Consider the following 20537-nt stretch of genomic DNA (forward strand, 5'->3'; position numbering starts at 1 on the left):
ATGAAAAAAGTTACAAGAAATTTATTTCTGGCGGCTGTCTGTTTGTTTTCAGGCAGTATGATTGCTCAGAATTTTTCAAAGACTATTTCCGACCAATTGAATCAATTTGTAGAGAAAGGAGAGTTATTACCTGAAGATCTTCAATGGCAAGTTACAGACGAATCTAAAAGTCGTACAAGTGGAATTCAGCACGTATATTTCAGACAATTATTAAACGATATCGAGATTTACGGTACCGACTCTGGAATACATACTTTACCAAATGGCGCTATTATTTCACAAGACAGTAAATTTATTAAAAGTACTTCCGAAAAATTATTTGGAAATACACAACCAGGATTAACAGCTTCACAAGCAGTTCAGGCAGCAGCAATGCAATTAGGTTTTACGCTTAATGAGTCCTTAACTGTATTAGAGAAAGCTAAAGGTGCTTCTAAAGAAACACTATTAAGTGATGGAGGTATTTCTTTAAGTCCTATCCCGGCAAAACTTGTGTATGCTATTACCGATGACAATCAATTAGTATTATCTTGGGATATTTCAATTCAAGAGAAAAGCCAACAAAACTGGTGGAGTTTAAGAGTTGATGCTACAACTGGTAAAGTTTTAGATAAAACAGATTGGATGGTAAGCTGTAATTTTGATCACGACCATAGTAACGACGTGAAAGAAGTGAATTTTAACACCAATTTATTTGACGTGCCTAATTATTCAGAATTAGTAGCAAAATCTAATAGTACTAATTGTACCGAATGTTATGAGGCATTCGCTTTACCTATTGAGAGCCCATATTTCGGAAATAGAACCATTGAAGTTCAACCGGCACACCCTGTGGCTTCTCCTTATGGATGGCACGATACTGATGGAGTTCCTGGAGCAGAGTATACAGTTACACGCGGTAACAATGCAAATGCTTACGAAGATGGGAATAACCCAGGATATCAACCAAATGGTGGACCAAATTTAGATTTTACCGGTTATCCGTTTAGTCAAACATATTCAAGTTCTAACCAATATGAAGATGCTGCAATTACTAATTTGTTTTATTTAAACAACATCATTCACGACGTAATGTATATGTACGGTTTTGATGAAGAAAGCGGTAACTTTCAAGAAAATAACTACGGTAATGGCGGTATTGGTGGCGATTCAGTAAACGCTGAGGCACAGGACGGTTCAGGTACTTGTAACGCAAACTTCGGAACTCCACCAGATGGAGGTAACCCAACAATGCAGATGTACATTTGTGGTGATAAAGATGGCGATTACGATTCGTTAGTTGTAATACACGAATACGGACACGGTATTTCAAATAGATTAACTGGTGGTCCATCTGCTGCGGGATGTTTGCAGAATTCAGAACAAATGGGAGAAGGTTGGAGTGACTTTTTTGGAGCTTTATTAACAATTTCTCCAGGTGATGTAAGTACAGATTCTAGAGCTGTAGGAACATACTTATTTGGTCAAGGACCAAACGGGGGAGGTATTAGAGATTATCCTTATAGTACTGATATGAGTGTAAATCCTCAAACTTATGATTTTATTAAAACAGCTGCTGTACCACACGGAGTTGGTTCTGTATGGGCACAAATGTTATGGGAAGTAACTTGGGCTTTAATCGATGAGCATGGTTACGATCCGAATCCATATAATTTTACTGGTGACGTAAACCAAGATGCTGGAAATATTATGGCTATGGCTATTGTAACGGAAGGATTGAAGTTACAACCTTGTAGCCCAGGGTTTGTTGACGGTCGTGATGCTATTATTGCAGCAGACCAAGCTATATACGGCGGTGCAAACGAGTGCTTGTTATGGGAAGCTTTTGCAAAAAGAGGTTTAGGCTACAGTGCAGACCAAGGATCTTCAGGAAGTAGAAGTGATGGAACTCAAGCTTTTGATACACCTCCTTCCAGTGCTTCATTAAGTGTTTTAGAAGAAGTATGTGTTTCTTCAAGTGTGATAACAGATTTAACTGGTGGCGCTCCAAGAGGTGGAGTTTATAGCGGACCAGGTGTAACAGATAATGGCGATGGTTCAACATTCACTTTCGATCCTATTGCTGCCGGTGTTGGAGTTCATACAGTTACTTATACTGTTCAAGCTAGTAATTGTACAGTTGCATCTTCTGACACCGATACTATTGAAGTTCTTTCAGTTCCTGATGGACCAACTACTGTAGGAGCAACAGACGTTTGTATCGGTGAAGAGGTTACTGTAACTGCAACTCCTAATGATCCTTCAAACATTATTAGATGGTTCGACGCTCCAATAGGAGGAAACTTTTTACACGAAGGAACAACTTATACATTCACACCAACAGACGATAGTAATGTATATGCTCAAGAAAGTGAACCGGGATTATTATCTAAATTGGTTATTTCTGAAATAAGCGTTGAGACTCCAGATAGATTTGAAATTCAAAATATTGGAGTAGCTACAAATTATGTAGGATATAAAGTTGCAATTAGTGATCAACCATATACAAACATAAATGCAGTTAATTCAATTGTAAGACCACTATTTCACATGGATGAAAATTCTGTAAGAGTTTTTAGTGATGAAAGTGGATCTGATTATTGGGGTAATAATATTTGGTGGGGTAATTCTGGTACTGGATGGATTATAATTATTGATCCCGACGGTAACGTTGTAGATTCTGTTTTTTGGGGCTTTAATGCTTCTCAAATTTCAAACCTCAATGTAACCATTGCTGGTTTTAACATTACTGCTTCCGATTTAGATTGGAGTGGTGCAGGTGCTGGCTTTATCAATGACTGTGGTTCTGATTCATTTAGAAGACACGGAGATACAGATTCAGCTGCTGATTGGTCTGGAATATGCGAGCCTTCAGATTTTGGAGTTCCTAACTCTGATATTAATATTGGCCCAACAGGATGCCAAGCATTAAGAACTTTAACTGAAATTACTGCAGAAACTGTAGCGCCAGTTATTACTTGCCCTGCCGATGTGGAAGTTGAGGTACATCCAGGTACTCAGTTTACATTACCTGATTATACAGTCGACGCAGTAGTAACAGATAACTGTAATTTAACTCCTACTATTACACAAAACCCTGCTGTAGGAACTATGGTGGATGCTGGGATTACAACTATTACGTTAACTGCTACCGATGCTTCAGGAAATGAAAGCACTTGTACTTTCACAGTTACAGTAGAAGATACTTTAGGTGTAGATGAAAATGAGTTTTTTAATAGTATTGCCCTTTATCCAAACCCTACTTCTGGTTACATTACCTTAGCCAATAAAACATCTGAACAGCTTGTTAATGCTGTGATAACTGATGTTAAAGGAAGTGTTGTTAAAAGCATCGATTTAAGTAAGTCTGGTACAGAAACTTCTATCTCAATGGAGAATCTAGCTGCAGGAATGTACTTTATGAAAATTAACACCCTTAATACAAGTATTGTTAAACGAATAGTGAAGCAATAAAAATTTATAAATTGAATACTTAAGAACCCGCGTCAAACTTGTTTGGCGCGGGTTTTTTTCAATAACTTTGTCGCCCAAATAAACTTATAGAATGAGTAAAATTCTTTTCCTAGCAGGTAGCAATAGCAGTACATCTATTAACCATAAACTTGTAAGCTTTGCTGCAACTCACATCCCAAATCACAATACTGAAATTATTAAATTAACAGATTATGATTTGCCAATGTTTGGGGTAGATCTTGAACGCGAAAAAGGTTATCCTGTTAATTTAAAAATGCTAAATAACAAGATACAAGAGTCTGATGCGCTTGTAATTTCAGTAAATGAACATAACGGAAATATTTCGGCTTATTTTAAAAATACGTTAGACTGGTTATCCCGTTTAGATAGAAAGTTTCTAGAAGGAAAAAAAGTGTTGTTAATGAGTACTTCTAATGGCAAACGCGGAGCAGCTTCAGCTCTGGAGTACACAAAAAATGTACTTCCACGCTTTGGTGCAAATGTGGTTGAGAGCTTTAGTATCCCATCTTATTCTGAAAATTTCTCAGAACAGAAAAACACCATTACCAATGAAATTTTACTATTAGGTTTTATAGACGTTATTCAAAATTTTGTACATCAAATTGAAATTTAATGCGGACTGTTAAGAGTTTTTCTTTTTCTTTAACCGAAGCATCTAAACAAAGCTTCCTTCATTGGGCACAGCAATATGATGAGGTAGTATGGTTAGACTCAAACAGCTATAAACAAGCTCACGAAAGCTATCAAGCTATTCTTGCAGTTGATGCATTTACGGCTATAAAAACCGATGCTTATAATGCATTTGATAAATTAAAAGAGTATCAAACCACAACTCTCGATTGGATTTTTGGTTACCTTTCTTACGACCTTAAAAATGATGTCGAGCCGCTTCAATCCAATAACTTTGACGGGTTACACTTTCCTGACTTATATTTTTTTCAACCTAAAAAGCTTTTTCTTTTTACTGAAGAAAATGTTGAGGTTCATTATTTAAATATGGTCGATGATGAATTAGAATCAGATTGGAAGGAAATTTTAGAATTTCTACATTCATCTAATTATATTAACCCTCATAAAGCTTTGGATATAAAAGCTCGTACAGCTAAAACTAGTTATATTGAAAAGGTAGATAAGTTTTTAGAGCACATAAAAAGAGGAGATATTTATGAAGCAAACCTATGTCAAGAGTTTTATTCTGAAAATACTGAAATAGACCCCTTAAATACCTTTTTCGAACTCAATAAAATCTCAAAACCACCATTTTCCGTTTTTTTGAAACTGAATGAATTATATGCACTTTCTGCTTCCCCTGAACGATATATTAAAAGAAGCGGAAATACTATAGTCTCACAACCTATTAAAGGAACGGCTAAGCGTCTAGCTAATGAAGTTGATGATTTTAATATGATAAAACAGCTTCAAAATGATCCTAAAGAACGCAGTGAAAATATAATGATTACAGATCTTGTGCGTAATGATTTATCTCGAATAGCTCAGAAGGGTACTGTAAAGGTGGAGGAGTTATGCGCTATTTATACATTTGAACAAGTGCATCAAATGATTTCTACAATTTCCTGTCAAGTGAGTTCAGAGACTACTAGTGTAGATATTTTAAAAAATTCATTCCCTATGGGAAGTATGACAGGCGCACCAAAAATTTCTGCAATGCAAATTATTGAAAGTACAGAAGATGCTAAACGCGGATTATATAGTGGTGCCATAGGCTATTTTACACCTTCAGGCGATTTCGATTTTAACGTAGTTATTCGGAGTATTTTATATAATTCTCTTAAAAAGTATGTTAGCTTTTCGGTGGGAAGTGCGATTACAATAAATTCTTTACCAGAAAATGAATACCAAGAGTGTCTGCTGAAAGCAAAAGCAATGCGCTTGGTTCTTAATCCTTCCATATAATCTCATTTATTAGCTTTTTAACTGATAAGCCTTATTTATTAGTGTTTAAGCTAATATAGTTTATTTATTAGTATTATGACTAATAAATTTGTATATTTGAATAAATTTATAATGAATGAAATATTCGGTTATATCTGGCGACATCATATCTTCTACTAGTTTAACAGGGGAAGATCGTAAACTCGTAGAGGAAAGATTAAAGAGTCTTCTAAAAGATTTAAAGGAAGAATTTAATGTATATGGTCGTATTATTAAAGGCGACTATATAGAATGTGTAGTGCCAAATGCATCGGAAGGGTTACAAGTGGCTTTAGCTATAAAGAGTTTTGTAAAAGCAATTCCAATTGAAGTTAAAACCTACAAAACATCCGACAGTAGAGTAAAACAATTTAAGACACACGGAATTCGTCTTGCTATAGGCTATGGTGAATTGAGTAGATATAGCCCTAAAAATGGAATAGTTGATGGTGAGGCAATTTACTTATCAGGCCGCGAAATAAGTGGAGAAACGACCTATAATAAGGAGCGAATCGTTATAAAAAACACTTTGTTTTTTGCTTCAAAAGACGAGTCTTTAAATAAAAATTTCCAACCTTTACTAGCACTTTTAGATGTATTAATAAGTAAAGCAACATCTAGACAATGTGAGGTTTTATATTTAAAGCTGATGAATAATCAAGAAGATGAAATTGCAAAACGTTTAGGTATTGGGCAGTCTGCAGTAAATCAGCACTCGACTAGTGTAGGTTGGAATGCAATTGAAGAAGCTGTAAATTACTATAAAATAATAGTTACAAACTAAAACACTATGGGAATAAAGGAATTATTGCTCCTCCAATTTATAGCACATTTGTGTTTGGATTACTTTTTTCAAACTAATAAATTAGCTAAACAAAAAAACACAATAGGCTTTAAAAGTTCGTTTTTGTATTGGCACGCTTTAATGTGCTTTGTATTATCATGGCTATTTTCATTACAAGTTGAATTTGTTTGGGCTGCAGCAATAATAACAATAACTCATTTCTTAATTGATGGATTTAAACTCCACCTTAATAACAGTAAATATTTGGGCAGGTACGCTTTTTTTATAGACCAGGCCTTACACTTAATAATCTTAACTGTAGTAGTACTTTTGTTTGATAAATGGCAAGGAATAAATCCCTATGTAAACACCTTTATAGAATTTAAATACCTATTAATAATAGCGGGATATATGGTGTGTTTAAAGCCTGCGAATATTTTTATTAGAGAAGTATTTAAAGCAACAGATATACAGGTTTCCAGCGATAATGAAATGCCCAACGCAGGAAAAGTAATTGGGGTGTTAGAAAGAATTCTAACGCTAACATTTATCATCGTTTCACAATATTCAGCAGTAGGGTTTTTGATTGCTGCAAAATCAATTCTACGTTATAGAAATGATGAAACATTAAAAACAGAATACGTGCTTATAGGTACTATGTTGAGCTTCGGAATAGCAGTAATAGTAGGTATAATTATTAATTTATTTTTATTCATTTAAGTGCTAACTAACTTCAAAAAACATATCGAGGAAAACTTTTCATTTTTAAAAGGAAAAAAAAATCTTATTGCTTGTAGTGGAGGAGTAGATAGTGTGGTTTTAACACACTTAACTAAAAATCTAAATCTTGAAATCGCTCTTGCACACTGTAATTTTTCACTTAGAGGAGAAGAAAGTGACGGCGATGAGCAATTTGTAACAGCGGTAGCTGAAAAATTAGATATTCCCATTTTCACTGAAACATTTGATACTCATAAGTATGCGGATGAACAAAAGGTTTCAACGCAAATGGCAGCCAGAACCTTGCGATATAATTGGTTTGAAGAGGTTTTATCCAATTTTAATTACGATTATCTACTAACAGCTCATCATCTAGATGACGATTTGGAAACTTTTTTTATAAATCTTTCAAGAGGAACAGGCCTAAATGGGCTTACGGGAATTCCAAAAAAGAATCATAAAGTAGTAAGACCATTATTGAATTTTTCAAGAGAAGAAATAATGAATTACGCTGAAGCAAATAAGCTTAAATGGCGAGAAGATAGTACAAATCAAAAAACGGATTATCTTAGAAATAAATTGAGGCTCGAAGTTATTCCTTACTTTAAAGAGACTAATGAAAATATCCTTAAAAATTTTAAAAAGACACAAGACAACCTAATCGCATCTCAAAACTTGATAGACGATTATATATCATTGGTATACAAACTTGTTATTTCCAAAAAATCTGATTCCTATCATTTAAATATCCAAAAACTACAGGAGTTACCTCATACTGACGAGTTACTATATGAATTGCTTAAGGATTTTGGCTTTCCCGAATGGAATGATGTTTCCAACTTGTTAGATGCTCAAACCGGGAAACAAGTTCTATCAAAAACTCATAGACTTTTAAAAAATCGCGATGAATTGATTCTTTCTGAAGTTGTTAAAAATCCCAAAGAAGAGGAATACTTAGTTCCTGAAGAGGGAATTAGTGCACCAATTAAATTAGAAATTAATCAATCTATAGCTATTGGCGAAACAGAAAAAAATACTATTTATTTAGATGCCGAAAAATTGAACTTTCCATTGAAATTAAGAAGATGGAAGAAAGGAGATAGTTTCAAGCCTTTTGGAATGAGTGGATCTAAGAAATTGAGTAAATTTTTTAAGGATGAGAAGCTTTCAGCAACCGAAAAGGAAAAAATTTGGGTTCTTGTAGATAAAAATAAAGTAGTTTGGATTGTAGGAAAAAGAATGGATGACTCCTATAAAGTAACTGATAAAACAGAGAAAATAGTTGAGATTACTTACGTTAGCTAAGTGCCTAAAAAGCGAAAATCTCGACTTGTGGTCGAGATTTTCTAACAAACCTAACTTTAGTAAACTTTATTTGCACTTTGAATATTTTCTATCCCCACAAAAAATATAAACAATGTGCATTATCCACTAATTCTATGATTCAAATATACAGCACGTTATTGTATTTTTATATACGTACTAACACGTATTTTTGTTTCTGACATTAATCATTAAATATTGTAAACATATATTGTAACTTTCCAATTATGAAAAACTCGATGAAAATAGGAGTGTTAACAAGTGGTGGAGATTCTCCAGGGATGAATGCTGCAATTAGAGCGGTTGTCCGTGCTTGCGAATATCAAGGTGTTCAATGTCTAGGTATTTACCGTGGATTTCAAGGATTGATAGAAGCAGATTTTAAGGAGTTAAATGCAAGATCGGTTAAGAACATTATTAATCGTGGTGGAACTTTTTTAAAATCTGCACGATGTGATGAGTTTAAAAATTCTAAAGGAAGAAAAAAAGCCTATGACAATCTTATAAATGAAAACATTAATGCTCTAGTAGTAATTGGAGGTGATGGAACTTTTAAAGGTGCTACAGCATTTCAGAAAGAATTTAATTTTCCAATTGTTGGTATTCCTGGAACTATTGATAACGATATTAATGGAACAGATTATACAATTGGTTATGATACAGCTTTAAATACAGTTGTAGAGGCTATTGATAAAATTCGAGATACTGCTAATTCTCATAATCGGCTTTTTTTGGTGGAAGTTATGGGACGTGATGCTGGAGATATAGCTCTTAATGCGGGAATTGGTGCCGGTGCTGAAGAAATATTGATTCCTGAGCAAGATATGGGCTTGGAACGTTTATTAGAATCGCTAGATAAAAGTAAAAAATCTGGTAAAACATCTAGCATAGTAGTAGTTTCTGAAGGAGATCAGATTGGAAAAAATATTTTTGAATTAGCCGAAAATATCGAGAAAAATTTAAAAAATTACGAAGTAAGAGTTTCTGTCTTAGGACATATTCAACGTGGTGGAGCGCCAAGTTGTTACGATCGTGTTTTGGCAAGTAGATTAGGAGTGGGAGCTGTAGACGCACTTTTAAATGGTGAAACTAATGTAATGGTAGGGATTGTTCATAATAAAGTAAAGTTAATTCCTTTTGCTGAAGCAATTAAATCTAGCAATCAATTTGATGTAAGTCTAGTACGTGTGGCTGATATTATCTCTATATAAGTAATACTTTCTCACATTCTATTTTTAAAAACTAATCAAATTCGCTAAATTAATTTTTATATTAAATAAAAAAACTATGATAAAAACAGGAATAAATGGACTAGGCCGTATAGGGCGTTTGGTTTTAAGAGCAGCATCAAAAAGAAATGATATCGAAGTAGTTGCTGTTAACGATTTACTAGATATAGAGCATTTGGCTTATTTATTAAAATACGATTCAGTACATGGAAAATTTCCGGGAACTATAACTGTAGATGACAATAACCTTGTTATTAATGGTAAAAAGATTCGAGTTACTGCTGAAAAAAATCCTGAAAACTTAAAATGGAATGAGGTAGAAGCCGAAATTATTATGGATTGTACTGGGATTTTTAAGGAAGTAGATTCAGCTTCTGCTCATATTAAAGCTGGAGCAAAAAAAGTAGTCATTTCTGCACCTTCCAAAACTGCACCAATGTTTGTAATGGGAGTGAATCACAAAAATGTAAAAGCATCAGATACAATCATTTCAAATGCATCTTGTACAACCAATTGCTTGGCGCCATTAGCGAAAATTATCAATGACGAATACGGGATTGAAGAAGCCCTTATGACTACTGTACACGCAGTAACTACTTCACAATCAACGGTAGATAGTGCCTCAAAGAAAAACTATCGTATTGGAAGAAACGCATTAAACAACATTATTCCAACAACTACAGGTGCTGCAGTAGCAGTAACTAAAGTAATCCCAGAACTTGAAGGAAAATTAACAGGAATGGCTTTTCGCGTTCCAACAACAGACGTTTCCGTGGTAGATTTAACTCTTCGCACTAAAAAATCTACAAACTACAAGGCTATAAAACAACTTTTTAAAAACGCTTCAGAGAATGAATACAAAGGTCTTGTAAATTATACCGAAGACGAAGTGGTGTCTCAAGATTTTGTTTCAGATCCATATATTTGCACTTTTGATGCTAATGCTGGGATTGCGTTAAACGATATTTTTTTCAAATTAGTAGCTTGGTACGATAATGAATATGGTTATTCGTCAAAATTAGTAGATTTGACAGTTCATATTGCAACGCTATAAACTATGACCCTCATAACTGATGGTGGCTCGACAAAATGCGATTGGGTCCTGCTAGATAATTCAGGAAATGTACTTTTTAAAACTACAACTTTAGGTTTAAATCCAACGGTTGTGCCTAAAGAAGAACTTTTGTTTCGAATTTCTTCCAACGAAAATTTAAAAAATGAATTTTCCCAAGTCGAAACACTTCACTTCTATGGAGCCGGTTGTGGTACTATAACTCCTAGAAGCGTTTTAAAGGAAGTTTTAGAAGCGCTATTTGTAAATGCATCTGTAAGTGTTTCAGAAGACTTAACTGCTGCGGTTTATTCTGCTACTTCAGAACCAGGAATTGTATGTATTCTAGGTACTGGCAGTAATAGCTGTTACTTTGATGGAGAAGTAATCCATTCAAATATTCCTGCTTTAGGCTACATTTTAATGGACGAAGCTAGTGGTAATTATTTTGGGAAAAGACTGATTAGAGACTACTATTACAATAGAATGCCTGTCGAAATTGCATCTGAATTTGAAAATAACTTCAATCTGAACGCAGACGATATCAAGGTGAATTTATATAAAAAAGCAAATCCGAATACATATTTAGCTTCATTTGCTCAGTTTATTTTTAATTCTTCTTCTCAAAACAATAACATAGAGGGAAATGATTTAGGTAAGGATAAAATAAACTCATATTTTTACGCTCTTATAAAAGAAGGAATTTCAAATTTTATAGAATGTCGTATTCTAAATTATGAAAATGCAAGAGTAGTGCCAATACATTTTGTTGGTTCAATAGCACATTTTTCAAAACAAATAATTAAAGAATGTTTTGACGAATACAATCTCGAATTGGGAAATATTGTACAACGACCAATCGATGGATTAATAGCGTATTATAAAAATATAATTAAGTAAAAACACCAATCACTTATAAAATGCCCTTACCTGCAATAAATCCTACAAAAACAAATGCTTGGAAAGCCCTTGAAGCTCATTTTCAGGAATTAAAAGATAAGCAAATGCAGGATGTATTTTCTAATGAACCTACTCGTGCAGGCCGTTTTAAAATAGAATGGAAAGACTTTTATGTAGACTACTCTAAAAATAGGATTACAGACAAAACAATTTCACTATTACTTAACTTGGCAGAAGAGGTAGGTTTAAAAGAAGCTATAAATCAACAGTTTTCTGGAAAACCTATAAACCAAACAGAAGGTAGAGCGGTTCTTCACACAGCACTTAGAGATTTAAATAACCTTAAACCTGAAGTGGCTAGTACACTTCAAAAAATGAAGGGTTTTTCAGAAGAAATACTAAGTGGAAAGCATAAAGGATTTTCAGGGAAACCGATAACAGATGTTGTAAATATTGGAATTGGAGGCAGTCATTTGGGCCCGGAAATGGTCACTGATGCACTTCAGTATTATAGAAATCATTTAAATATTCACTTTATTGCGAATATCGATGGGGATGATGTAAAGGAAATATTAAAAAAACTAAATCCTGAAACTACATTATTCATTGTTGTTTCTAAAAGTTTTACTACTCAAGAAACTATCGTAAACGCTACAGTTGTCCGAGATTGGTTCTTAAAAACTACAGTTGAAGAAAATATTCAAAGTCACTTTGTTGCGGTTTCGGCTAATATACAAGGTGCAATAGATTTCGGAATTTCAGAAGATAATATCTTCCCAATGTGGGATTGGGTAGGAGGTCGTTTTTCTCTATGGAGTTCCGTAGGTCTATCTATTTGTTGCGCTGTTGGTTATCATAATTTTGAAGCTATATTAAAGGGGGCTTCAGAAATGGATGGCCATTTTAAAAATGAAGAGTTCGATAAAAACATTCCTATAGTACTTGCTTTATTGTCAATATGGTACAATAACTTTTTTAAAGTTGAAAGTGAAGCCGTTGTAGCATATTCTCAATACCTAAATAAACTTGTGCCTTACCTTCAACAGGCTATAATGGAAAGCAATGGGAAGAATATTGATAGAAACGGGGACAAGATTGACTATCAAACTGGAACAATAGTTTGGGGGAATGTAGGTAGTAATTCGCAACACGCATACTTCCAACTTTTACACCAAGGTACCAAACTTATTCCAACCGATTTTATTGGCTTTTCAAAGCCATTACAAGGTAATTTCAAGAACCACAATATTTTAATGGCAAATTATCTTGCTCAAACTGAGGCATTGTGGGAGGGGACGTACAATAAGGAGGTTGAAAATCCTTTTAAATTCTTCGAAGGAAATAAACCTACAAATTCAATTTTGATTAAAAAGCTCACACCAAACAGTCTCGGAAAACTTATTGCGATGTATGAGCACAAGCTTTTTGTTCAGGGTATCATTTGGAATATCTTCAGTTACGACCAATGGGGTGTTGAATTAGGCAAAACCGTTGCCAAGGGAACCCTAAGTTCTATCGAGAATAAAAATGCTTCTGAAATTAAAAATTCATCCACTCAAAATTTGATTAAAAAATTATTAGACTCTTAGTTTAAATAAATTCAAAGGATTTTAATTATAACTCATACACTTTCTAAGGTTGTAAGTTTTTAATAGTGAGGGTTTTAAAGATTTTTGTTATCTTACTTAAAAATCTATTCTAAAACCTCAAGCATATGCTCACAAAAGTTTATGGAAGTGCCGTTTTTGGTGTAGAAGCTACTACTATTACCGTTGAGGTCAATGTAGATAAGGGAGTTGGTTACCATTTAGTTGGACTACCAGACAACGCTATTCGCGAAAGCAACTATAGAATTGCAGCAGCGCTTCAAAATAATGGATATAAAATTCCAGGAAAGAAGTTAATTCTCAATATGTCGCCAGCAGATTTGAGAAAAGAAGGTTCGGCTTACGACCTAACTTTGGCTATGGGAATACTTATCGCAACAGAACAGATACAACAACGGAATCCACTTTCAGATTTTATTATAATGGGAGAGTTGTCCTTGGATGGCAATTTACAACCAATTCGAGGGGCATTACCAATAGCTATTAAAGCAAAAGAAGAAGGTTTTAAAGGGATTGTTTTACCAAATCAAAACGCCAAAGAAGCCGCTATTGTTGAAGGTTTAAATGTATATGGAATCGATAACATTAAAGAAGTAATCGATTATTTCAATGAAGATATTCCATTAGAAAAAACTATAGTTGATATGGAAGCTGAGTTCTATAATCATCTAGAACACCCAGAATTTGACTTTGCTGATGTAAAAGGTCAAGAATCTATTAAACGCTGTATGGAAATCGCTGCTGCTGGAGGACATAACATTATATTAATAGGACCACCAGGTTCTGGAAAAACTATGCTAGCCAAACGATTGCCAAGTGTATTGCCTCCTATGACACTTCAAGAAAGTCTCGAAACCACTAAAATACACAGTGTAGCTGGGCGAACTATGGAAAAAGGTGGGATTATGACTTCTAGACCTTTTCGCAGTCCTCATCATACTATTTCGGATGTAGCCCTTGTAGGAGGTGGGCAATATCCACAACCTGGAGAAATAAGTCTTGCTCATAATGGAGTGTTATTTTTAGATGAACTTCCTGAGTTTAAACGTGGAGTTCTCGAAGTAATGCGGCAACCTTTAGAAGATCGAGAAGTGACTATCTCTCGAGCAAAATTTACAGTTACCTACCCCTCAAGCTTTATGTTGGTAGCTAGTATGAATCCTAGTCCAGGCGGGTATTTTAATGATCCTGATGCCCCTGTGATGTCCTCACCAGCCGAAATGCAGCGTTATTTGAGTAAGATTTCAGGTCCGTTATTAGATAGAATCGATATACATATTGAGGTTACTCCAGTTCCATTTGAAAAACTTAGCGAAGAACGCCGTGGTGAAGCAAGTGTGGTTATTCGAGAGAGAGTTACTAATGCCAGGAAAATTCAGTCTCAACGCTTTTCTGATTTCGATAATATCCACTACAATGCGCAAATGGGAGTAAAGCAAATACGTCAGTTTTGTAAACTAGATGAAGATTCTTTAGGGCTGTTAAAAACAGCAATGGAAAAATTAAATCTATCCGCTCGAGCTTACGATCGAATTTTAAAAGTAGCAAGAACTATTGCCGATTTAGAAGCTTCTGAAAGAATAAACGGCAACCATATTTCTGAGGCAATTCAGTATAGAAGTTTGGATAGAGATGGTTGGTTTGGATAAAAGATGACTGAGTGATTATGCCATTTTTTTTATTTAATTTTACTAAAGTCTAGATTTTAATTGTTGGTTCGTTTCTTGAACATAAGGTTTTAGTAGTACCTAATATTAGGAATTAAATCAATTGATTAGGTGATTTTATTTTAAAATAATTTTCAGCTAATTGATGGAAATGTTTATATCCCAGCTATAATCTATTTATCTTGCACTAAACTTTCTTATTTATGAAAAATCACTTGCTATATATTTTTTCAGCTTTAATAGTAATTAGTTGTAATAACCCCTCAAATAAAAATTCTGAAATTTCTAAAACAGAAGTTGTATCAATGGAAAAATTTGAAGATCCATCATTTACACTAGCTGAAGCGAACAAATTAATTGAACTTCCTTTACATTGTGTTGCTACAGAATATCCATATAAGCCTGGTGAAGTTTTAGAAAGTGAAGCAGATTTAGTAGAACCTATTAAGGTACATCCAATTTTTTATGGCTGCTTTGATTGGCATAGTGCTGTACATGGTTATTGGTCGATGGTTACACTTTTAAAGCAATTTCCAGATATGGACAAAGCCGAAGAGGTAAAGAATATTCTACAAGAGAAGATTACTGCAGAAAATGTAGCTACAGAGGTTGAGTATTTTAAAAAGCCTATCAACAGTTCCTTCGAAAGAACCTATGGTTGGGCTTGGCTATTAAAACTTGCGGAAGAATTACATAACTGGGATGATCCTACGGCTCGACAACTTGAAGAAAACTTAAAACCACTAGCTGATATTATTATTACTAGGTATAAAGAGTTTCTGCCGAAATTAAATTACCCAATTAGAGTAGGAGAACACTCGAATACCGCTTTTGGGTTAACCTTTGCTTACGATTATGCTAAAACAATAGGGGATGATGAGTTGAAACAACTTATAGAAAAACGAGCTAAAGACTTTTATTTAAATGATATAGATTGTCCTATTACTTGGGAGCCTAGCGGCTTTGATTTTTTGTCTCCTTGCTTAGAAGAGATAGATATTATGCAACGCGTACTTTCTAAAGATGAGTTTTTGAATTGGATAGATGCATTTTTGCCAGAATTGGCTAATGAAAATTATCAATTAAAAGTAGGAGAAGTAAGTGATAGAACTGATGGAAAATTAGTTCATCTAGACGGCTTAAACTTCAGTAGAGCGTGGGTTTTCTATGCCTTAGCTCGGGATTATCCAAAATACAAACACCTTAAAAATGTAGCTAATGAGCACTTAGCCTATTCATATCCTAATTTGGTGGGGGATAGTTACGAAGGTGGACATTGGTTAGGAAGCTTTGCTATTCTTGCTTTAAATACGCTTCATAAATAGTAAGAATAGTTCTGAGTTCAATTATTTTGGAGCTCTAAACTATTTACAAACATCCCAAAGCACATCAGTGGGAGTAGGGGCTTCAAATGTGAATTCTTCTTTTTGTACGGGATGAACTAAAGTTAGTTTTCTTGCGTGTAGATGAATGCTTCCATCGGGATTACTTCTGTCGAAACCGTATTTTAAATCCCCTTTTATCGGGCAACCAATAGAAGAAAGTTGTGAACGAATTTGATGATGTCTACCAGTTTCTAACTCAATTTCTAATAAGTAATAATTGTCTAGCTTCTGAATTAATTTATAATGAAGAATAGCTTTTTTACTTTCTGGAACTTCTTTTATGTGAGCATAAGACTTGTTTTGTTTAGGGTTTCGCTTCAAAAAATGAATTAAAGTATCTTCCGTTTTTGGTGGAGCGTTTTTCACAAGTGCCCAGTATATTTTTTGAGTTTCTCTTTTGGCAAACAGTTTATTTAAGCGGGTTAGTGCTTTTGATGTTTTAGCAAATAAAACAATTCCGCTTGTAGGTCTGTCTAATCGATGAACAACACCCAAATATACCGCTCCAGGTTTATTATACTTTTCTGCGATATATTCTTTTACCACTTCGGAAAGAGGCATATCTCCGGTTTTATCTCCTTGAACGATATCGCCAGGACGTTTGTTTATAACTATTAGGTGATTGTCTTCATATACAACTTGAAGATTCTCTTTAGTGCTGTGATTTTTTGAAGTTCCGATTATTAAGTAATTTTAGAATTCAACTTTTCAAAAATAAGGAAAAGAAAATTTACTTAGTTTGTAAAAAAATGAATAATAAATAAAATAACTATGGTTATAGGACGCTCTTAAGCACTACCTTTGCGCCAAACTATTAAAATGGAATCTTTTAACGACTTTAACCTAAATAAACAACTACAATTCGCAATAGACGATTTAGGCTTTGAAAAACCTACACCTATTCAGGCACAATCGTATTCGGTTATTTTGTCTGGTACAGATATGGTGGGTATTGCTCAAACAGGTACTGGAAAGACTTTTGCGTATATGCTGCCTATTCTTCAAGATTTGAAATTCTCGAAGGATATACATCCACGTGTTTTAGTAATGGTTCCTACGCGTGAACTAGTAATACAGGTTGTTGAAGAAATTGAAAAGTTTGGTAAATACTCTTCTGTACGTGTGATTGGAGTTTATGGCGGTACAAACATAAACAGACAAAAAGAAGCTGTTGCCGAAGGTGCAGATATAATAGTTGCTACTCCAGGACGATTGTACGATTTAGTGATTAGCCGAGCATTACAGCTTAAATCGGTTAAAAAAATGGTGATAGATGAAGTAGATGTTATGCTTGATTTAGGTTTCCGTTTTCAGCTTACCAATATTTTGGAACTGCTTCCAAACAAGCGTCAAAATATTATGTTTTCTGCAACAATGACAGATGATGTGAATGTATTTATTCACGATTTCTTTATTGCGCCAACTACTGTTTCGGTTTCGGTAAGTGGAACTCCTTTAGATAATATTTCACAATACGCATATAAAGTTAAGAACTTTTACACCAAAGCGAATTTGCTAAAGCACATCCTTCAGGATGAAAAAGATTTTAAGAAAGTACTTGTTTTTGTTCCTAATAAGAAGAGTGCCGATTTACTTTTCGATATTTTAGATGAATTTTTTGGAAGTGAAGTAGCCGTAATCCATTCAAATAAAACACAGAATTACAGGCTGCGTTCTATAGAAAACTTTAATGACGAAAAGACGCGTATTCTTGTGACTACAGATGTTATGGCGCGTGGGCTTGATTTAGATAAGGTTTCACACGTTATAAATTTCGACACACCATTGTATCCAGAAAACTATATGCACCGTATAGGAAGAACTGGTCGAGCGGAGCAGAAGGGAACGTCAATATTGCTTTATACGGAAGATGAAAATGAAGCGAAACAAGCCATTGAGAATTTGATGGATTTGAAGATTACTGAATTAAATTTTCCTGAAGAAGTTGAAATATCAAAGCAGTTAACCTACGAGGAGCAACCTAAGGTTTTAGAAATAAACAACCCCAATAATATAGAAGAGGTTGGACCTGCATTTCACGAAAAAAAGGAGAAAAACAGAAAAGAAAACTTAGGAGGTTCGTACAAACGAATAATTAAGCAGAAATATAAAAAACCTAAAACTAGAGGTGATAAAAATTATAACAAGAGGAATAAACGTAAATAAGCTATAACTATTTATCGAAATAGTAAGTTTTGAGTAAATTCTAAAAGGAAAAATCCAACTCACCCATAATTAATTTTAACTGATAACAGAATACTAATTACGAATCCTCGATTAACTTGAACTCAGAATCCCGTAATCCGATTTTAATAATTTTAGCGTTTTTCTCCATATATGTTATTTGGGGTTCTACGTATATGCTTAATAAAGTAGCTGTTACTGAGCTATCTCCGTTTTTTTTAGCTTCCATTCGCTTTACAACTGCAGGTGTACTTATCTTCATAATTGCTAAGGCAATGGGTAAAAGTCTTGCTATAACGCGTAAACAACTATTAAATACCATTATCGTTGGATTTCTTTTTCTTTCCTTTGGAAATGGAGTAATTGTTTGGGCATTAAAATACGTAGATAGTGGTTTTGCTGCATTGGAAATTTCTGCTCAGCCCTTGGTTGTCCTTTTTTTAATGAGAATTTTACAAGGAAAAAAGATTAAACTCATGTCTCTTATTGGGGTGGGGCTTGGTATACTAGGGATAACACTATTGGTTACTCAACAACAGATAGTAACTCAAGAAGGTTCAATAGTTGGAATGATAATGATTTTTGCCTGTATGCTTAGTTGGGCATTTGGTAGCTTATTTGTGGGAAAAGCAGAGTTTCCTAAAAACTTCTTTGTAAATACAGGGTATCAGATGTTTACGGGTGGAATTACACTTGCAATAGCCAGTTTGGCTTTTGGAGAAGCTTGGCTCGCACCAAACGAATGGAGTATGCAAGTACAATGGAGTATGGTATTATTAATAATTTTTGGAAGTATTGTAGCTTTTACATCTTTCAATTATTTATTAAAATCTGTTTCCCCAGATAAAGTTGCTACATCTACCTATGTGAATCCTCTTATAGCTTTATTTTTAGGATGGTATTTTTTAGATGAAGAAATAACCTCGCAGTCTTTAATCGCAGCTGCAGTGTTATTAACCGGAGTTTATTTTATAAATACGGCAAAGACAACTGTTACATTACCACGATTTACTAGTAAAATATTTAATAAGCATAAAAAAGAAGAGTTTTAGTAACGTCATTCACAAGGTCTAAAACTCCCTTTGTAAAAATAAAAAAGTCAGAAAATAATTGAATCATCGATTATTTCCTGACTTAATTTTTTAGAAGAAGGTTATAGGTTTTTCTTAAAAGTACTTCGTTCCTTATGCTGCTCTGGTGAATAGTCTTTCCAAAGTAATTGTACAGCAGTATTTTCTTTTAATTCAGGATTTGTTTCAACGGTATGAATTCCTTTTGAATTAAATAAATTTTGCATTTCTTCGAAAATAATGGCTGTAACCCCCTTACCTTGGTATTCTGGATCAATTCCAATTAAGTAAAATGCAGCGGTATCATTCTTTTTCTGAGCTTTCAATATATGAGTCCAACCAAATGGAAAAAGCTTTCCATTGGCTTTTTTCAAGGCTTTAGAAAATGAAGGCATTACTATTGAAAAGGCAATTAGTTTTCCAGTTTCATCCTTAATACAACAAATGTAATCTGGATGAATAAAGTTGAAATACTTTTTTTTGTAATAATCTATTTGATATTGTTGAATGGGTACAAATGTTTGAAGTGTATTATAGGTTTTATTCAATAATCCAAACATCTCATCTACATAAGGTAAAATTTCTTTTTTATCCTTAAAACGAATTACCGAAAGCTTATATCGATCACGTACAATTTTCGAAAACTTAGCAACTTTTTCAAAAATTGTTTCTGGGATTCTTAACCTATATTCTACCCAAGTCGCTTGTTTTTCAAAGCCTAGTTTTTCAAAATGTTCGGCATAATAGGGGTAGTGATACCAAGTAATCATGGTATTCATTTCATCAAACCCCATTGTTAGTATTCCAGCTTTTTCCATATTGCTGAAACCAACTGGCCCCTCGGTGTATTCTAAGTTGTGCTCTCTGCCTTTTTCATAAACTCTTTCCAATAGCGCTTTGGTAACTTCAATATCGTCTACCATATCAAGCCAACCGAATCGGATTTTCTTTTTTCCTTGTTCGTTAACTTCAAGATGGTTTAAAATTACGGCTATACGTCCAACAACTTTGTTGTTCTTATAAGCAAGGTAATACCAAGATTCTGCATTTTTAAAAACAGGATTTTTAGCCTTATCTAGCGTTTCCATTTCATCTTTAATAAGAGGAGGAACCCAATGCTTACAGTCTTTATATAGTTTAAATGGAAAAGTGACAAATTTTTTAAGATCACTTTTTGAGGAAATTAATTGAGTAGTAATCATATTGATTAA

General features: G+C 34.0%; 16 protein-coding genes. 14 read left to right on the forward strand and 2 right to left on the reverse strand.

Going from position 1 to position 20537, the window contains the following annotated elements; all coding sequences use genetic code 11:
* From K8344_RS03610 to K8344_RS03665, 12 genes are all read left to right on the forward strand, one after another.
* Positions 1 to 3453 carry a M36 family metallopeptidase gene (locus K8344_RS03610; protein WP_237606924.1) on the forward strand — a complete coding sequence of 1151 codons (3453 nt, stop codon included), beginning with the start codon at positions 1 to 3 and terminating at the stop codon, positions 3451 to 3453.
* 91 nt (positions 3454 to 3544) lie between these two features.
* Positions 3545 to 4087 (forward strand): NADPH-dependent FMN reductase, encoded by a 543-nt coding sequence (locus K8344_RS03615; protein WP_237606925.1) that lies wholly within the window; start codon positions 3545 to 3547, stop codon positions 4085 to 4087.
* A complete protein-coding gene (gene pabB, locus K8344_RS03620) occupies positions 4087 to 5388 on the forward strand; it encodes an aminodeoxychorismate synthase component I (protein ID WP_237606926.1) in 1302 nt (433 codons plus the stop codon). Before K8344_RS03615 ends, pabB begins: the two co-directional genes overlap by 1 nt.
* Before the next feature lie 115 nt (positions 5389 to 5503).
* Positions 5504 to 6190, forward strand: a complete 687-nt coding sequence (locus tag K8344_RS03625) for a SatD family protein (protein ID WP_237606927.1) — start codon at positions 5504 to 5506, stop codon at positions 6188 to 6190.
* A gap of 6 nt (positions 6191 to 6196) precedes the next feature.
* On the forward strand, positions 6197 to 6910 hold the full coding sequence (locus tag K8344_RS03630; RefSeq protein ID WP_237606928.1) for a DUF3307 domain-containing protein: 714 nt from the start codon (positions 6197 to 6199) through the stop codon (positions 6908 to 6910).
* Positions 6911 to 8215 carry a tRNA lysidine(34) synthetase TilS gene (tilS, locus tag K8344_RS14235; RefSeq protein WP_237606929.1) on the forward strand — a complete coding sequence of 435 codons (1305 nt, stop codon included), beginning with the start codon at positions 6911 to 6913 and terminating at the stop codon, positions 8213 to 8215.
* Positions 8216 to 8460: 245 nt separating this feature from the next.
* Positions 8461 to 9444: a 6-phosphofructokinase gene (pfkA, locus tag K8344_RS03640; protein WP_237606930.1), complete on the forward strand. Its 984-nt coding sequence runs from the start codon at positions 8461 to 8463 to the stop codon at positions 9442 to 9444.
* 76 nt (positions 9445 to 9520) lie between these two features.
* Complete coding sequence (gene gap, locus K8344_RS03645; protein WP_237606931.1) at positions 9521 to 10516, forward strand: type I glyceraldehyde-3-phosphate dehydrogenase; 996 nt, start codon at positions 9521 to 9523, stop codon at positions 10514 to 10516.
* Between the two features lie 3 nt (positions 10517 to 10519).
* Positions 10520 to 11413: an N-acetylglucosamine kinase gene (locus K8344_RS03650; protein ID WP_237606932.1), complete on the forward strand. Its 894-nt coding sequence runs from the start codon at positions 10520 to 10522 to the stop codon at positions 11411 to 11413.
* Positions 11414 to 11433: 20 nt separating this feature from the next.
* Positions 11434 to 13002, forward strand: a complete 1569-nt coding sequence (gene pgi / locus K8344_RS03655; protein WP_237606933.1) for a glucose-6-phosphate isomerase — start codon at positions 11434 to 11436, stop codon at positions 13000 to 13002.
* 125 nt (positions 13003 to 13127) lie between these two features.
* Positions 13128 to 14669, forward strand: a complete 1542-nt coding sequence (locus K8344_RS03660) for a YifB family Mg chelatase-like AAA ATPase (RefSeq protein ID WP_237606934.1) — start codon at positions 13128 to 13130, stop codon at positions 14667 to 14669.
* Positions 14670 to 14890: 221 nt separating this feature from the next.
* Complete coding sequence (locus tag K8344_RS03665; protein WP_237606935.1) at positions 14891 to 16012, forward strand: DUF2891 domain-containing protein; 1122 nt, start codon at positions 14891 to 14893, stop codon at positions 16010 to 16012.
* Positions 16013 to 16051: 39 nt separating this feature from the next.
* Here the strand turns inward: K8344_RS03665 and K8344_RS03670 are convergent, their stop codons facing one another.
* Positions 16052 to 16753, reverse strand: coding sequence for an RluA family pseudouridine synthase (locus K8344_RS03670; RefSeq protein ID WP_185098139.1), 702 nt, complete (start codon positions 16751 to 16753; stop codon positions 16052 to 16054).
* A gap of 138 nt (positions 16754 to 16891) precedes the next feature.
* Here K8344_RS03670 and K8344_RS03675 point away from each other — a divergent pair, with 138 nt between their 5' ends.
* Positions 16892 to 18238, forward strand: a complete 1347-nt coding sequence (locus tag K8344_RS03675; protein WP_237606937.1) for a DEAD/DEAH box helicase — start codon at positions 16892 to 16894, stop codon at positions 18236 to 18238.
* Positions 18239 to 18354: 116 nt separating this feature from the next.
* Positions 18355 to 19308: an EamA family transporter gene (locus K8344_RS03680; protein WP_139854501.1), complete on the forward strand. Its 954-nt coding sequence runs from the start codon at positions 18355 to 18357 to the stop codon at positions 19306 to 19308.
* Between the two features lie 101 nt (positions 19309 to 19409).
* Here K8344_RS03680 and K8344_RS03685 read toward each other — a convergent pair whose 3' ends face one another.
* Entirely contained in the window at positions 19410 to 20528 is a 1119-nt protein-coding gene (locus tag K8344_RS03685; RefSeq protein WP_139854502.1) for a GNAT family N-acetyltransferase, read from the reverse strand.
* Between the last annotated feature and the right edge of the window lie 9 nt (positions 20529 to 20537).

This window comes from Aequorivita xiaoshiensis (genome assembly GCF_022008395.1).
GTDB classification, from domain to species: Bacteria; Bacteroidota; Bacteroidia; order Flavobacteriales; family Flavobacteriaceae; genus Aequorivita; species Aequorivita xiaoshiensis.

What these genes read in the sequence shown, in the direction of transcription:
- K8344_RS03615 (WP_237606925.1), top strand. Translation starts at nt 3,545, where the DNA reads ATGAGTAAAATTCTTTTCCTAGCAGGTAGCAATAGCAGTACATCTATT.
- pabB (WP_237606926.1), top strand. Translation starts at nt 4,087, where the DNA reads ATGCGGACTGTTAAGAGTTTTTCTTTTTCTTTAACCGAAGCATCTAAA.
- gap (WP_237606931.1), top strand. Translation starts at nt 9,521, where the DNA reads ATGATAAAAACAGGAATAAATGGACTAGGCCGTATAGGGCGTTTGGTT.
- K8344_RS03665 (WP_237606935.1), top strand. Translation starts at nt 14,891, where the DNA reads ATGAAAAATCACTTGCTATATATTTTTTCAGCTTTAATAGTAATTAGT.
- K8344_RS03630 (WP_237606928.1), top strand. Translation starts at nt 6,197, where the DNA reads ATGGGAATAAAGGAATTATTGCTCCTCCAATTTATAGCACATTTGTGT.
- K8344_RS03650 (WP_237606932.1), top strand. Translation starts at nt 10,520, where the DNA reads ATGACCCTCATAACTGATGGTGGCTCGACAAAATGCGATTGGGTCCTG.
- pfkA (WP_237606930.1), top strand. Translation starts at nt 8,461, where the DNA reads ATGAAAAACTCGATGAAAATAGGAGTGTTAACAAGTGGTGGAGATTCT.
- K8344_RS03685 (WP_139854502.1), bottom strand. Translation starts at nt 20,528, where the DNA reads ATGATTACTACTCAATTAATTTCCTCAAAAAGTGATCTTAAAAAATTT.
- K8344_RS03610 (WP_237606924.1), top strand. Translation starts at nt 1, where the DNA reads ATGAAAAAAGTTACAAGAAATTTATTTCTGGCGGCTGTCTGTTTGTTT.
- K8344_RS03625 (WP_237606927.1), top strand. Translation starts at nt 5,504, where the DNA reads ATGAAATATTCGGTTATATCTGGCGACATCATATCTTCTACTAGTTTA.
- pgi (WP_237606933.1), top strand. Translation starts at nt 11,434, where the DNA reads ATGCCCTTACCTGCAATAAATCCTACAAAAACAAATGCTTGGAAAGCC.
- K8344_RS03675 (WP_237606937.1), top strand. Translation starts at nt 16,892, where the DNA reads ATGGAATCTTTTAACGACTTTAACCTAAATAAACAACTACAATTCGCA.
- K8344_RS03660 (WP_237606934.1), top strand. Translation starts at nt 13,128, where the DNA reads ATGCTCACAAAAGTTTATGGAAGTGCCGTTTTTGGTGTAGAAGCTACT.